Source organism: Endozoicomonas sp. OPT23, assembly GCF_009653635.1.
Taxonomy (GTDB): domain Bacteria; phylum Pseudomonadota; class Gammaproteobacteria; order Pseudomonadales; family Endozoicomonadaceae; genus Endozoicomonas_A.
The window spans coordinates 24,084-38,311 of record NZ_PPFD01000001.1 but is presented as its reverse complement, the minus strand read 5'-3'; the positions used below and the strand labels follow the sequence as shown (position 1 = coordinate 38,311).

Annotated in this window: 14 protein-coding genes; 7 read left to right on the top strand and 7 right to left on the bottom strand. The window is 44.5% G+C overall.

Translation table 11 applies throughout. The features are described 5' to 3' along the window. Positions 1-95: 95 nt before the first annotated feature. From EOPP23_RS00135 to EOPP23_RS00120, 4 genes are all read left to right on the top strand, one after another. Complete coding sequence (locus tag EOPP23_RS00135) at positions 96-1,001, top strand: hypothetical protein (RefSeq protein WP_153763950.1); 906 nt, start codon at positions 96-98, stop codon at positions 999-1,001. A gap of 126 nt (positions 1,002-1,127) precedes the next feature. Further along, positions 1,128-1,940: an orotidine-5'-phosphate decarboxylase gene (pyrF, locus tag EOPP23_RS00130; RefSeq protein ID WP_153763949.1), complete on the top strand. Its 813-nt coding sequence runs from the start codon at positions 1,128-1,130 to the stop codon at positions 1,938-1,940. Positions 1,941-2,065: 125 nt separating this feature from the next. Further along, on the top strand, positions 2,066-2,719 hold the full coding sequence (can, locus tag EOPP23_RS00125) for a carbonate dehydratase (protein ID WP_153763948.1): 654 nt from the start codon (positions 2,066-2,068) through the stop codon (positions 2,717-2,719). Positions 2,720-2,840: 121 nt separating this feature from the next. After that, entirely contained in the window at positions 2,841-3,371 is a 531-nt protein-coding gene (locus tag EOPP23_RS00120) for a cytochrome b (protein WP_153763947.1), read from the top strand. Between the two features lie 82 nt (positions 3,372-3,453). Here EOPP23_RS00120 and EOPP23_RS00115 read toward each other — a convergent pair whose 3' ends face one another. The 5 genes from EOPP23_RS00115 to EOPP23_RS00095 form a co-directional block, all read right to left on the bottom strand. Beyond that, complete coding sequence (locus tag EOPP23_RS00115; RefSeq protein ID WP_153763946.1) at positions 3,454-4,500, bottom strand: Fic family protein; 1,047 nt, start codon at positions 4,498-4,500, stop codon at positions 3,454-3,456. A gap of 122 nt (positions 4,501-4,622) precedes the next feature. Beyond that, on the bottom strand, positions 4,623-5,372 hold the full coding sequence (gene truC / locus EOPP23_RS00110; RefSeq protein WP_153763945.1) for a tRNA pseudouridine(65) synthase TruC: 750 nt from the start codon (positions 5,370-5,372) through the stop codon (positions 4,623-4,625). Between the two features lie 174 nt (positions 5,373-5,546). Then, the gene (locus EOPP23_RS00105) at positions 5,547-6,443 is read right to left on the bottom strand and encodes an SdiA-regulated domain-containing protein (RefSeq protein ID WP_153763944.1); all 897 of its coding nucleotides are present in this window, start codon (positions 6,441-6,443) and stop codon (positions 5,547-5,549) included. Between the two features lie 85 nt (positions 6,444-6,528). Beyond that, positions 6,529-6,879 (bottom strand): hypothetical protein, encoded by a 351-nt coding sequence (locus EOPP23_RS00100; protein ID WP_153763943.1) that lies wholly within the window; start codon positions 6,877-6,879, stop codon positions 6,529-6,531. 62 nt (positions 6,880-6,941) lie between these two features. After that, on the bottom strand, positions 6,942-7,193 hold the full coding sequence (locus EOPP23_RS00095; RefSeq protein WP_153763942.1) for a hypothetical protein: 252 nt from the start codon (positions 7,191-7,193) through the stop codon (positions 6,942-6,944). 70 nt (positions 7,194-7,263) lie between these two features. On the opposite strand from EOPP23_RS00095, the gene EOPP23_RS00090 reads away from it, so the two are divergent. Next, positions 7,264-8,829, top strand: coding sequence for a YjjI family glycine radical enzyme (locus tag EOPP23_RS00090; RefSeq protein ID WP_370514564.1), 1,566 nt, complete (start codon positions 7,264-7,266; stop codon positions 8,827-8,829). Then, a complete protein-coding gene (locus EOPP23_RS00085; protein WP_153763941.1) occupies positions 8,826-9,671 on the top strand; it encodes a YjjW family glycine radical enzyme activase in 846 nt (281 codons plus the stop codon). Before EOPP23_RS00090 ends, EOPP23_RS00085 begins: the two co-directional genes overlap by 4 nt. A gap of 126 nt (positions 9,672-9,797) precedes the next feature. Here EOPP23_RS00085 and EOPP23_RS00080 read toward each other — a convergent pair whose 3' ends face one another. Further along, entirely contained in the window at positions 9,798-10,736 is a 939-nt protein-coding gene (locus tag EOPP23_RS00080) for a hypothetical protein (protein WP_153763940.1), read from the bottom strand. A gap of 241 nt (positions 10,737-10,977) precedes the next feature. On the opposite strand from EOPP23_RS00080, the gene EOPP23_RS00075 reads away from it, so the two are divergent. After that, positions 10,978-12,030, top strand: coding sequence for a DNA cytosine methyltransferase (locus EOPP23_RS00075; RefSeq protein ID WP_153763939.1), 1,053 nt, complete (start codon positions 10,978-10,980; stop codon positions 12,028-12,030). A gap of 52 nt (positions 12,031-12,082) precedes the next feature. Here the strand turns inward: EOPP23_RS00075 and EOPP23_RS00070 are convergent, their stop codons facing one another. Next, positions 12,083-14,044 (bottom strand): ATP-binding protein, encoded by a 1,962-nt coding sequence (locus EOPP23_RS00070; protein ID WP_153763938.1) that lies wholly within the window; start codon positions 14,042-14,044, stop codon positions 12,083-12,085. Positions 14,045-14,228: the final 184 nt, after the last annotated feature.

The following is a 14,228-nucleotide window of genomic DNA, read 5'->3' as shown; positions in this document are numbered from 1 at the left end:
TGTTGGTACAGCTAACACTGCTGTTAGTCACATTGTTTCCTATCTACTCCATTCTCTCCATATAAACCAAAAAAAGCATACCAAGGAGTAGGATTATGAGTGGATTCGGAAAGATTTCTGCCGGAGTAATGGCTGCAGCCTATGTCCCAGCCATGACAGTTCGAGGCGCGGCTTCCGGAGCGGTTGCTGCCGCTTCAGTAATGGGAAAACTCGGTGCCGGTATTGGCTGGTGCGTAGGAAAGCCGGTCAGTAAGGTTTTGTCTCTAAGCTGCAAGCTGATCAATAAAGGACTCAGCGAGAAACGCCAGATTGACACCAAAAAGCTTGCAAGCAGAACTGTAAAAGTCTTCCAAACCGCTGGAGCATTACTTTCTATCGCGGGCCTTGTTGATGCAATAACGAGCGGTTTAACACTGCCAGCAAAATTTGCTGTCTGTGCATTTGTACCTGCTATTGGTGCTGTAGGAAACACTATCAGAGCCTGTAAAGGACAAGCCTCTTTCAAGAGAGTGTATAAAGAGTTGAGAGACTACGGCACGTCACCCACCGCGAAAGAAAATCTCATCGGACCTTTCCGGAAGAACCTGTTCAGCGATATTGCCCATGGCGATGCCCTGGGTAGAGGTCATAGCGCACGTCTGAAGAAATCTGCTGAAAAGTATGAACAGCAGTACCTAGACCTAGAACGAAAGTTCTTGTTTGATCATACTAAATCTGAAGAAACAAAGTCTGAAGAAATAAAAAGCGAACCACTAGTTTCTGAGCTATCGGATTCTAAACTACTGTTTTTGGGGACCCTTTCTTCAGAGCCACTTTCTTCGGAGAAAGAATCTTCGGAAATACTGTCTTCGGACACAGAGTTGCAGACTGCCAAGGAAGAACTCAACACTGATTATTCTTCAATACCACAGGAAACCACCTCTGACTATGTTACCACTCCATTTGATGAGTCTACTGGCTTTGAGACTGAGTACTATTCATCAATAAATTCCGATAGCTAAGGAACCTAAGTTCAATCGTTTTAGAACAGCCGGATTTTATGTCCGGCTTTGTTATTTATTTCCCCAGCGACACAATCTGTTAAACTGCACGCCCAGACATCGTTAACAGTAATAAAAGGGTCTGCCATGCGTTTTCTGGATCGTGTTCAAGCCGCGATGGACAAAAATAATTCTCTGCTTTGCGTAGGTCTCGACCCACTTCCCGAGCGTTTTCCTGCTCATATTCAAGCGCTGGAAAACCCCATTCTGGAATTTAACCGTTTCATCATTGATGCTACTGCTGATCTGGTTTGTGCCTACAAACCACAGGCTGCTCATTACCATGCCCGTGGTGCTGAAGATCAGCTGGAACAGACCATTCAATACATCAACGATAACTACCCTGACATTCCGGTTATCCTCGACTCCAAACGAGGCGATATTGGCAGCACGGCTGACCAGTACGCAACTGAAGCCTTTGTACGCTATGGCGCAGACGCCATCACCATAAACCCATACATGGGTATTGATACCATTGAGCCTTTCAGCCGCCATGTCGAGAAAGGAACAGTAGTTCTTTGTCGTACATCAAACCCTGGTGCAGCTGCTATTCAGAACCTGAAAGTAGGCGATCAGTTCCTCTATGAGGTGATTGCTGAAAAAGCCGTTCAGGAATGGAACACGAATAACAATATTCTGCTGGTTGTAGGTGCAACCAATCCTGCAGAACTGAAACGCATTCGTGAAATTACCGGCGATATGACGTTCCTGGTGCCAGGTTTAGGTGCACAAGGTGGTGATGTAGAAGCTACTGTAAAAAATGGCCTGAACAGTGATGGCAAAGGTATTGTGGTTAACTCTTCCAGAGGCATTATCTATGCCAGCAGTGGCGAAGATTTCGCTGAAGCTGCACGTGCTGCCGCCATTGAGCTTAGAGATCAGGTTAATCAGTACCGCTGAACTTAGCGGCTGATTTCCAGTCAGAACCTTTACGGTTTTAACAAACAGCTACAAGGAAGACACTGATTACAGTGCTCTTCCTTTGTTAGCATGAACAGATTGACTCTTTCCCTCAGGAGCTTCTGATGCACCGATTGCAGGACTTATTAGATAAAAACCAGAAGTGGTCTGCTGCCATTCGGGAACAGCAGCCAGACTTCTTTGAACAGCTTTCACTCCAGCAAGCACCTAAGTATCTCTGGATTGGTTGTTCTGACAGCCGTGTTCCTGCCGATCAGATCACAGGCCTGATGCCGGGTGAAATTTTTGTACATCGTAATGTTGCCAATCAAGTTATTCATACCGACCTGAACTGCCTGTCTGTCATTCAATACGCCGTGGAATATCTGAAGATTGAACACATTATTGTCTGCGGTCACTATGGCTGCGGCGGTGTTCAGGAAGCTGTCCGTAACCGTAAACTGGGGTTGATTGATAACTGGCTTCGCCATGTTCAGGATGTGAAATACAAGCATCAGCCTGTGCTGGATAAGATTGAAGACAACGACACTCTATTGAAGCATATGTATGAGCTGAACGTAGTTGAACAAGCCGTAAACGTCTCTCAGACCACCATTGTTCAGGACGCCTGGCTGCGTGGCCAGGACCTGGCGGTTCATAGCTGGATTTACGGACTCAAAGATGGTTTGCTTAAAGACTTGGGCTTCTGTGCTACCTCTGGTGAATCTGTAGAAGAGAACTATCGTCAAGCAATCAGCTCGATAACTTCTGCTTCGTAAATCGTTGTCCTGTCTATACTTGCCCAAGCCTTGAGAGGAGGGTGGGGATTAAGCTGTACTCCTGCCAGCCGCTCAAATGAATTGAATTCTAAAAAAGCAGGCTGACAAGAGGAACAGAATAATGGCGACAGAAAAGTATTCCGTCTCGATGCGTTTAATGCACTGGCTAATGGCAATCTGTCTGTTAGGCATGATTGGCAGTGGCTGGTATATGACTGGCCTGGACGGTGAAGCTGCCAACAAATACGACCTTTATCCCTGGCATAAATCCTTCGGCGTACTATTACTGGGATTGATTGTACTGCGGATTATTATTCGCCTTAAAAGTACGCTGCCTGAGATCCAGGAAACCATTCCCGGTCGTGAACAGACACTGGCTAAAGTTGCTCACTTCCTGCTTTATCTATTGATGCTACTGGTTCCTCTAAGCGGTTTTATCATGTCGGATATTGGTGGGCATGATATTTACTTCTTTGGTATTCCGCTGCCTGATCTGCTCGATACACACAAACCTACTGCCGGCACCTTCCACACCATTCACAGTTACATAGGTTATGTATTGCTGGGCGTTGTAGTTGTTCATATTGCCGGAGCCTTGAAGCACCGCTTTATGGATTCGCCAGAGAATGATGTGTTGAAGAAAATGATGTGATTTAGAAAGGTTTTTAGAAGAGTGCTTTAAGGCTAACGGGAGCAGAGTCGGCTCTGCTCCCGAGTATTCTGTTCCAGCCGTTTTAACTCACCTTCTGCCAGTGCGCTCCCCGCCCCTTACCAAAAGCTTTCAGGTCACCATTTTTTCGCATCTGCTGAATGACTTTCTTCACCAGCTCACGGCTGACATTGGGTAATTCCAGACAAATATCCGCCACAGAAAACGGCCCTTTGTGCTCTTCAATGGCGATAGTAATCAGCTTGGATTTCGGTGCCCTACTGCCTCTTTCTCGCAGGCCTTCAACCCGGGCTTCAAGTTCTTCATAAGCCTTGATAACACTGATCAGGAAAAAGTTAATCCACGGCATAGGATTGTGTGTACCCTCATGCCAGCCTTTCACACTTTGCTGTAAGGCACTCAAATAAGCTTCTTCATCTTCTGCAAAGATTCTTTCCAGACTGATATAGCGGCAGACATCGTAACCATTCAGGGACAGCATTAGAGTAGCCAACAGACGGGCAATTCGAGCATTGCCGTCACTGAATGGGTGGATACAGAGGAAGTCGAGCACTGCACAACTGACTACCAGCAAAGGTTCAATGCCTTTACTCAAGCTGTCGTGATAGAGCGCAACTGTCGACTCCATGGCCAGCGGTGTCTCTGCCGCAGGAACCGTTCGATAAAGAATACCTTTACGATTACCCTCTTTATCTCTTTCCACAATCACTTTATTGGTGGCTTTCCAGCGTCCACCTTCATGGGGAAAATGACTGTATAGCTGAGCATGAAGCTGCCTGACCAAACCTGTCGAAAGGTTGGTGTGCTCTGGCGGCTCAATCACCATGTCCAGCAGGTCTCGATAGCCTGCCAGTTGACGTTCGCTCGGAGTTACCGGTTTGGCATCCTGTTGAACCAGCTTACGAATCACTTCCCGGCTGGCCGTAATTCGTTCAAGACTGTTGCCGTACTCAACGGATTCCAGCAGCGTTACCTGACGTAGTGTTTCGAGCACCTCTGGCTGCAAACGAACGGTCTGATGCTGACGGCCTCGAAACTCTCCCAATTGCCTAAAACGGCTTAATTGAGAAGCAGTGAAGCGATATTCGGATAATCGTTCAAGGGTGTGCATATGTGCTTGGCTACTAATCAGGTATTAAACAGGTACATCAATATATGCAGTATGCACCGAGATCATTGAGTAGCCAATAAGTCGTTTTGCTTAAGCACTTTTTTGTTTAAACGCTTTTTTGCTTAAGAATCGATTTGATCCTGCCAGCCAAAACGCCCAAATAAATTCACCATCACCTCATCTAGTGGTGCGGTGAATGTCATAGGCTCACCCGTGACTGGATGCTCCAGCGACATGGACTGACAATGAAGCAGCAACCTTCCCGCATCGAAGTGTTCAGCAAAATAGCGGTTATGAACACCTTTGCCGTGTTTGGCATCACCAATAATAGGGTGAGCAATGTGTTTCATATGGCGTCTAACCTGATGCTTTCGGCCTGTCTTTGGCCTTACTTCCACCAATGAATAACGGCTTTGAGGGTAACGTTCTATGGCAATGGGTAGCTCCACAATTGCCAGCCGTTTGAATTCGGATTGAGCTTCCTGTGCGGGTTTATCCTGCCGGGCTTTTTTATCCGCAATTTTATCCAGCTCTTCTTTCAGGGCGTGGTCAATAAAACCTGATTCAGGTGCATACCCACGTACAACGGCCAGATAGGATTTTTTAACGGTGTTTTCTTCAAACTGCTTACCCGCTATTCGGGCTACGTCGGAAGAAAGGCCAAACAGCAAAACGCCGGAAGTCGGTTTATCAAGACGGTGAAGAGGAAAGACATGTTGCCCGACCTGATTGCGAACAATCTGCAAAGCAAAGCGGGTTTCGTTCCGGTCAATCATAGAGCGGTGAACCAGCAGGCCGGAAGGTTTATTAACTGCTACCAGATATTCATCCTGATAAAGGATTTCCAGTGTTTCAGCCTCTTCTTCAATCATTAAGGTCGCTCGTTTTCAAAAAATGTCGCGACCTTAAACAATTCAAAGTAAAAGCTCTAGGGGGCGTCCTCAATTAAGTGTGCAGACACACGTAATCGAATATTAGATTGTCATTTCCCCGCCGTAGGCGGGGAAATGACATACGAATTCAAATGTCCGAGTACTTAGTCTGAGTTACTTTTCTTTTTTGAATATATAGAGATGGTTCGGCTCACTGGTTATGAAGATAGTACCTTCAGCATCCATAGTAATGCCTTCAGCCTGATCAATAGTGCTTTCAAGACCATGCCAGCCGGAAAGAAGCTCCAGTGTAGAAATCTGTTTACCTTCACTGCTGACTTCCGCAAGCACATTGGATTCATCACTCAACACCAGAAAGTGGTTGGTTCGAGGATCATACAAAAGGCCGGAAAAGTCTCTCTTGTTCCACATAAGTCCATCGAAAGTGGTCAGTTCTTTTGCTACTACTTTATTGTTTTTTCTGAAATCCGGAATCATGTAGATCGCTTTAGGATCACGCTCTTTGACTACATAAAACTCATTGGTTATAGGACTCCATGAAATACCTTCCAGCCCTTTATTTCCGCCTTTAGCAATATCAAGTGTGAAAGTAGAGGCGTTTTGCAGATCAATCGTATGGGTATCCGGATTGATATCTGCAACCAATATTGAATTTGCTCTCTCATTAATGAAAGCAAAGCTGTAATCTCCGGCCCAAACAATACCTTCAATATCCATTCCCATATTGGCCGGTATTTTTCTGATCAAATCTCCTTGTTTGTCGTACTCCAGTATTTCTACTGTGTCATCACGACTGGCAACAAACAAAGTTTCGGTGATTGGACTCCAGGTCATACCGGAGACCTGGTCACCCGCCTGATCAAGGATTATAGGACCAGCAGCCAGCTTATACTGATTAAGGTTAATGGATGATTCCAGCTCCTGATCTGTAACCGTAAAATTCAGGTACTCCCTGTGAAGGTATTCATCCACAGGGGTGAACCAGATCGTACAAAAAAGCATAAGCGCCAGTACAAAGAGCTGAAACACTTTCTTCAGCAAAGCTTTCATTGAGTAGCCTGTAGTTATGATGCGAATTTTTTATTCTCCGCATCATAGTTTCAGAGTCACCGGGAAGGCAAATTAGAAATAGCTTTTACATCACTTCCAGATCAGCAAGGTCCGCTGTCATCAAGCTCTCTTCACCTATATCAAAACCGGCTACAGAAATGTGCAGGTCAAACCATTCTTTCAATGCATCAATATCTCTTTTCTCAGGCCAGCGACCGTGATCTTCTTCCCAGGCTGAGAGTTCGTTTTCAAACATATCAACAGCATGATGAGCAACAATTTGGTGAATGCCTTCCTCTGTTTCCTGCTCGTCCAGGAAGTAGGCTCCACCTTCAAGACTCCAGTCCTCCGGAAGTTCAGTTCCCAAGCCTGTAGCCCAATCAATAAAAGGTTGCTTTGGTTTCAGCGACACAACACAGCGATTTACAAACTTCATAATAAGATTCCGAGTTTAGTTCGCTGTATTCTAATCTATACAGCCTTTTCCAAAGCTCTTTTTTATATAGCTGCACCATCAACAGCATCTACACCAAAGGGCTCCCGTAGACCCTCCTCAAACTTTTGATCTGCTGTCACAACCATAGATACAGCAGCATCAATAACAGCCCCGAAAAGCTCCGTTTCATCACTCCACCACCAAATATTTTTTTTGATTAGACAAAGTGTGATTCCTGAAGCACTGATTTGTTCAAATAATAATTTCCTTATATTTACAATTTTGAATATGCAACGAAGAAGGGTGATGCTCATCAACGGTTCAATGGTTTTTCATTGCTAACATGGGCTTATATTTTGGTACACCAGTTTAAGGAGTACATCGGTGGAACGTCAGGAAGAAGAACTTTTCCATAAAGCCTTTCGTGGGATAGCTAACGACCCGAATCTGAATTTCACTCAGAAAAGTCGTTATCTGGCGCTACAGGCTGACGATATGCTGCCTTACCCTGAGCTGGATGTTCAGGCCAAAGGAGCGATGGAATCCGGTTTAATTTGCGATATGTTTGAAGGCCACGCACCTTTCAAACCAAGATATGTGATGCCGGACTACCAGAAAGCTATCATTCAAGGTTCTGAGTGGCTTGAACTAGCTCCGCCTGAAGATCTGGATGAAGCCATTAACTTTCTTCTTATCCTTTTTCACCATGTTCCTTCAGTCACCAATATCCCAGTGTTTATTGGTCGCCTGGATCAACTGTTGTCACCTTTTATAGACGACAGTATCACTGACAAACTGCTGCACAAAAAAATACGACTGATGTGGCAGATGATAGACCGAACTCTGCCTGATGCATTTCTCCATGTAAATATTGGCCCTGAGGACAGCCGAATTGCTCGCACCATTCTCGCTGTTGACCGAGAACTGAAGCAGGTTGTGCCTAACCTTACTTTGCGTTTCGATCCTTCAGTTACACCTGACAGTCTGCTGCAAATGGCCGTCGAAAACATCAGCCTCTGCAATAAACCTCATATCGTTAATGAAGTGATGAATGCTGCAGAATTTGTTACACCGGAAGATCCACGAGGATTTGGCATTGCCAGTTGTTATAACTCACTGCCGTTAGGCGGCGGCGCCCATACACTGGTACGAATTAACCTGAAAAAAGCAGCCGAATCTTCAGACGGTTCCGTGGAAAACTTCATTGAAAGAGTACTGCCAGAAGTCTCTGGGCTCACATACCAGATCATTCGAGCTCGAATAGACTATCTGGTCAATCAATCCAACTTCTACCAAAGCAGTTTTCTGGTCAAAGAAGGTCTTATCGAGCAGAACCGATTTACGGCCATGTTCGGTATTTTCGGTCTGGCTGATGCCGTTAACTTGCTTCTGAAGAGAAAACCCGATGAAGGGTATGGATACTGCGAACAGGCTCAGGATCTTGCTCTGGAAATTGTTAAAACATTGTCTGATATCGTCAAAAGTACTGAACTGGAACACTGCTGGAATAACCGGGCTCTGTTCCATGCCCAAAGCGGTATCAGCCTGGACAATGATGTAAGTCCAGCCTGCCGTATTCCCTATGGTTATGAGCCAGGCACTCTTCAGCACCTGCAGACAGTATTACCACTGCATAAATACTTTACCGCAGGTATCAGTGATATTTTTCCTATCGACGAGACCATAGAAAAAAACCCTCTGGCACTAATGGCCATCTGTAAGGGTGCTTTTCAAAAAGGTCTGAGGATGTTTACCGCTAACGTCGCGAACAATGAACTGGTTCGGGTCACGGGTTATATGGTGCGATGCTCGGATATAAAGAAGCTGAAAGAGGAAGGTTCACGCCTGAATACCACTGCATTCGGCTCCGAAGCCATGGATAACTGCGGTATCAATAGCCGTAATGCCCAGATCATCACGGATGATATTCCATGGTCTAAACGCCAATGAGCAAAAAGCCTGAAGAGATAACCGGGTCAGTCAGCAGAATTATTCCATTCTCCTGTGTTGACGGCCCCGGAAATCGCTTTGTTATTTTTCTGCAGGGCTGCAACTTCAGTTGTAAGAACTGTCACAACCCTCACACAATGGGCATCTGTGATCACTGTGGTGACTGCGTGCCGGGCTGCCCGTCCGGCGCATTATTCATAGACTCAGGAAAAGTCACCTGGAACCAGTCTATCTGCGAAAACTGCGACCAGTGCATTGATATCTGCCCTCGCAGCAGCAGCCCAATGACACAACTTCTGACGGTAGCCGAGGTTATCACTCAGCTGGAAACAGCCGTTCCATTCCTGACAGGTATCACGGTATCCGGCGGGGAATCGACCATGCAGCTGAAGTTTATCAGAGCGTTGTTTAAAACCATCAAACAGCGCAGTCATCTTCAACACCTCACTTGCCTTGTAGACAGCAATGGTTATCTACCGGTCAGCGGCTGGGAAAAGCTGTTGTCTGTAATGGATGGTGCAATGATCGACCTTAAAGCCTGCAATAATGACTTGCACCTCTGGCTTACGGGGAGGGCAAATCATCGTGTGCTGGACTCTATCGATTTTTTATATAAACGACAAAAGCTAACTGAAGTTCGATGGCTGGCCATTCCTGAAATTACTGATACCAGTGAAGAATTAACTGCAATTAGCGCCTTTCTCAAGACAACAGCACCCGAAGCACCTTTACGTATCAATGCATTCAGTAATAGTGCCGTAAAAGGACAAGCCAGACAGTGGCAGAATATGAGCAGTGAGAGAATCCCACTGCTTGAAGCAGAGCTTTTTACGACCAGTTAAAGGTGGTATTAATGTGCATAAACAATAAAGTTTGAACGTTATGCACTAAAAATAACAATATAGTTTGCACACTAATTAATATATACCTCTGTACTGTTAAGTAATATATGGAAAATTTTGCATAAATTAGCAATAGGAGGCCTCCGGCAAATCTGGCAGGCACTCCTCAAAAATGGAAAACTGCTTGAAGCCTGAGTGTAAAATAATCCAAAAAAGTATAGATTCAAAATATAGAGGAATTTTTCCCTCAAGTATTCGTGCTAACACATAACCTCGGCTACCAGTTAAATCTTCCAGTAGAGCAGGTCTTTCTTCTTTAATTTTATCAAAAAAGTGCTTTTGAATACTTTCACTTGATTCAGGATCAAGTCCTGAGGAATATGCAGCTTCCTTAATAAGCCAAACTTTTTGCTCCCGATTAAAACTCCTGACCCTACTTTTCAGAACAGCTTCTATCCAAGTAGCAAGAGAAACATCAACATCATAAGCAATCTGAGTTTGCTTACCCCATGTGTTTTTACCACACTTTACACAAGCTCCAAGAAGTATACTTTCCATCCAGTCTGGCTTTCCTATCTTACAGCAATTGCAATTTAGCGCCTTGGTGTTTTGCATTTTTTTCTTGTGTTTGGCACAAGTATCAATTAACGGGATAGTCCATATCCTTTTGTAATAAGCATAGCCACGATCAGAAACGCTTTCACGCATACAATCAGAGCAATAAAACGATTCGTACCCTACATTTTTTCCTTTTGATAAAGTTGTCGAAATATAATCATTCATCTTGTCACTATTAAATCTCGCCACTAGATTTTCATTTAACTCTACACTCTCTGTTTCTTTGATCAGAGGCCAAATGGTATGCTCATAAAAAACTTCTTGTAAAGACTTGTTACTTTCAAAGCTTGGAAATCTCTTTTTATGAGTTAAGGGAAATACTCTAAAAACTTTCAGTCTATAATCAAAAATATTTATTTGATTGTAACCATTCCACCGATCACCAAGTACCATTGATTTACGAAAAAGAAATGCACCAAGATGTTCTTCTTTCTGAATTTCTAACAAAATAATACCTTACTGCTTTACAAGCATTAACACTTAAGCTGGCTATGACAAACAGAGCATTAACAATATAGCGCTTCGCAATTTCATTATAACAAGCAGAAGGCGTCAAAAATAACTAACTGGAACAACATTTTTTCTGTTTATTCAAGCAGAAATACTATCAAAAACACCTATTTTCAGGCATCGATGTTCATAGAGAACCCGTGTACAATAATAGAATTATCTGGTATCGGTAGCGAGAATGAAGCAAGAAATAGACGCTATAGACCTATTTTGCGGAGCAGGAGGACTGACACGAGGCCTGCTTGAGGCAGGCATTAATGTTCGAGCAGGAGTCGATTGTGACCCAGCATGTAGGTATCCATACGCCCATAACAACAACTCTTTTTTTCTTGAGAAAAAAATTGAGGATCTAAAAGCCAAAGAGCTTACTACATACTTTGATGACTCAAAAATTCGTCTCTTAGCCGGGTGTGCTCCATGTCAGCCTTTCTCAAAGTACAGCCAAGGTCGTGATACTTCTAAAGACGATAAATGGGGGCTGTTACACCATTTTGCAAAACTTATTAAACAATTAAAACCAGAATTAGTGACCATGGAAAATGTTCCTGAGGTCATAAAGCATAGTGTTTTCAGTGATTTTATTGATGAGCTAAAAAAGCTCAAATACCACTTGGATTATAAGGTAGTTGATTGTCGATACTATGGACTTCCCCAATCCAGGCATCGCCTTGTACTGATAGCTTCGAAGCTAGGTGAGATCAAGATACCTAAGGCAACACATAACGAAGAGAACTTCATCTCTGTGAAAGATGCCATAGGCAGCTTGCCAAAACTCAAGGCTGGCCAACAAGACAAGAATGATCCTCTGCACATTTGTGCTCGCTTATCAGAACTCAACCTGACGAGAATTCGTCAATCCAAGCCTGGTGGTACTTGGCGAGACTGGGATCCCGAGCTTGTTGCTGCCTGTCATCAAGGTGAAAAGGGCAAAACTTACGGCAGCGTGTATGGCAGGATGACGTGGGATGCACCAGCTCCAACAATGACGACTCAATGTTTTGGATTTGGAAACGGTAGATTTGGCCACCCTAAGCAAGACAGGGCAATCTCTTTGCGTGAAGCAGCCATATTCCAAAGCTTTCCTCCCGACTATCAATTTACTGCCCCTGATGGTCAAGTGTATATGAAAGTTGTTGGCCGTTTGATTGGTAATGCAGTTCCTGTAAGGTTAGGTGAAGTTATAGGCAAAACTCTTGTTGAACACACCAAACTCCATACCAGCTTTCACTGACCTTACTTTGGGAGAGCAAAACACTCTCCCCTTTAATATTGAATTGTGAACATCATAAACTATCGACCAGTTTGGAGATTCGCCCAACAGTATCTGTTACCTGTAGATATTCCTCGTATGCAGCCATTGCACTGTCAATAAGATAGTCATAGTGAATGATACGTGACCCCTTTGATATTGACTCCATGCAGTGTTTCACTCTTTCTTTATTACTTTTCTCTTCCTCAAGAGCAGGACCAATGACAAAAATGACTTCAATATCCTGATTATCAGGCCCTTTGTTAGTTAGAATCTTTCTCAGCTTGTCATAATAGGTCTGCCCTTGTGCCTGGAGTTCCAAGAGTTGCATTGGGCGCTTAGCACGCTTTAACTCAACTATGATATGCTTACCCGCTGTCGTTTTATATTTGATATCAACCCGAGCAAGTTTTTCCTTTTCTGAAAGGTCTTCGACTATAACACCTGCTTCAGCCATCCTTGATTCCATCAGCTCGCTGCCACTGGCTCGCTCCCAGGCAGGATCTAAAAGCCATAGATTTTCGAACAGGTGCTCCTGCAGGACTCTCTCTTTTTCGTTTTCATCTACTAGATTTTTGAAAGAACGTATAGTGTCAAGGCGGGAAGATACTATGTCTCGATAGAGTGCTGCTTCCAAGTCTCTTTGGTCAGCAAAAAGTGGCAGTAGGGCATCGGCACCGAGCTCCACGGCCTCACTCAACTTATGAGCGGCTCCATGGAGCTTCAATCTTTCAAATGCAACGACAGAGTTTTTCAGCAGCTCACGCCTCTGTTCATCATCAGAAACGGGTATAGTGCTTACTTTGGCAACCAACTGGCGAGCACTGTCTTTTAAACCATCAGGCATAGAGTCAAACCACTGCCCAACGACAGGATGCTCTGCAACAATTTTTTCTACGCCATGCTTTTTGCGCCACTCATTCCACTTCGGCTCAATTTTCCCAAGTATTTTTTTCAAATACTGAAGCAAAGCCTGGTAGCGCTCGTTGTCTTCCTGAACCCTCTGTCGGTCACTGGTAGCGATATCTTCGTCGTCATTGTCATCCAGGAACTCAGCCTCAATCTGGCCAGTGATGTAATTCAGGTAGTGCCTACCATCGTTGATGCTATCAAGGATATTCTCTTGGAAGAGCCTCCCCCTGGAGAGCACGACTATTGAATTCAAATTCCCTTCTTTGGTTGATAGATCCTTTGGCTTGTTTGAGGTTCCTATCCAACCTTTCACTTTCCAGCCCGTTGGCCAGCCCTCTAGCCTCTCATCAAGACTTGTTTCTTCCAGTATGTGAGAACCTTTAACAGTAGCACCAATACTCCATAGAAATTCGACAGCTTGAAAATCATCCCTGTCAGCAGAGGTAACCTCTCTGCCATCCACAAACACCTTGAAATCTTCACCACCAATCACTGAAAAGCGACGAGCCAATTTTTTTCTCAGAGCTTCAGCGGTGACACCGAGCCTCTTCTTGTGCAAGCCTTTTAAAGTTATCTCCGCTCCTTTCGGTAGAGAGAAGAGATCCATCTTCTCCAGAGGTTCAGGAGAATAGCCACTTTCTCCGGCATCTATAGCTTTCTTGATTTCAGGGATAGACATCCTGAAGCCGTGAGGCTTGCCATCCTTGCAGGAAGTGACCTCAACGGTTTCTGCAATAGAAAACAGAGAGAGCTTTCCAAGCCCTTTCCGCCCCATAACATCGCGCCCTTTGAGGGTTTTGGCTTCTCCGTTCTCTCTTCTTCGATATCCTACCTTTAGATATTTATCGTTCACATCCTGTACAGTCATCCCAACGCCATCATCAGCGATACTGATGCTGTCGTTTGTTTTATCAAACCGGATCTCAACCCTTTCAGCATCTGCATCCCACGCATTGGCCACTGCCTCTGTCAGCACAGCGGCAACATTGCTGTATAAATTTATACCAAGGTGATCCAGCACATTGAGGTCAATCGTCAGCTCATAATCACTGAGAGGTTGCGGCTGTTGGGCTTCGACGTACATGAGGTGATGTCCATATCTGCGGTGAATCTCACTGGAAAACCATAGTACTACTCTTTGTCTGTTTAAGTCAGTATCACACCTTTAACAGCAGCCTGAACTGATGCCCTGTGTCAATCGGATTCAATAGCAGCCGTCACAGAAAAAACTGTACACTCTATGTCTCACCACACTGGCTTATGGAGAT

Excerpts from the sequence above, each read along its gene's own strand:
- EOPP23_RS00135 (WP_153763950.1), top strand. The coding sequence starts at position 96 with ATGAGTGGATTCGGAAAGATTTCTGCCGGAGTAATGGCTGCAGCCTAT.
- pyrF (WP_153763949.1), top strand. The coding sequence starts at position 1,128 with ATGCGTTTTCTGGATCGTGTTCAAGCCGCGATGGACAAAAATAATTCT.
- can (WP_153763948.1), top strand. The coding sequence starts at position 2,066 with ATGCACCGATTGCAGGACTTATTAGATAAAAACCAGAAGTGGTCTGCT.
- EOPP23_RS00120 (WP_153763947.1), top strand. The coding sequence starts at position 2,841 with ATGGCGACAGAAAAGTATTCCGTCTCGATGCGTTTAATGCACTGGCTA.
- EOPP23_RS00115 (WP_153763946.1), bottom strand. The coding sequence starts at position 4,500 with ATGCACACCCTTGAACGATTATCCGAATATCGCTTCACTGCTTCTCAA.
- truC (WP_153763945.1), bottom strand. The coding sequence starts at position 5,372 with ATGATTGAAGAAGAGGCTGAAACACTGGAAATCCTTTATCAGGATGAA.
- EOPP23_RS00105 (WP_153763944.1), bottom strand. The coding sequence starts at position 6,443 with ATGAAAGCTTTGCTGAAGAAAGTGTTTCAGCTCTTTGTACTGGCGCTT.
- EOPP23_RS00100 (WP_153763943.1), bottom strand. The coding sequence starts at position 6,879 with ATGAAGTTTGTAAATCGCTGTGTTGTGTCGCTGAAACCAAAGCAACCT.
- EOPP23_RS00095 (WP_153763942.1), bottom strand. The coding sequence starts at position 7,193 with ATGAGCATCACCCTTCTTCGTTGCATATTCAAAATTGTAAATATAAGG.
- EOPP23_RS00085 (WP_153763941.1), top strand. The coding sequence starts at position 8,826 with ATGAGCAAAAAGCCTGAAGAGATAACCGGGTCAGTCAGCAGAATTATT.
- EOPP23_RS00075 (WP_153763939.1), top strand. The coding sequence starts at position 10,978 with ATGAAGCAAGAAATAGACGCTATAGACCTATTTTGCGGAGCAGGAGGA.
- EOPP23_RS00070 (WP_153763938.1), bottom strand. The coding sequence starts at position 14,044 with ATGTACGTCGAAGCCCAACAGCCGCAACCTCTCAGTGATTATGAGCTG.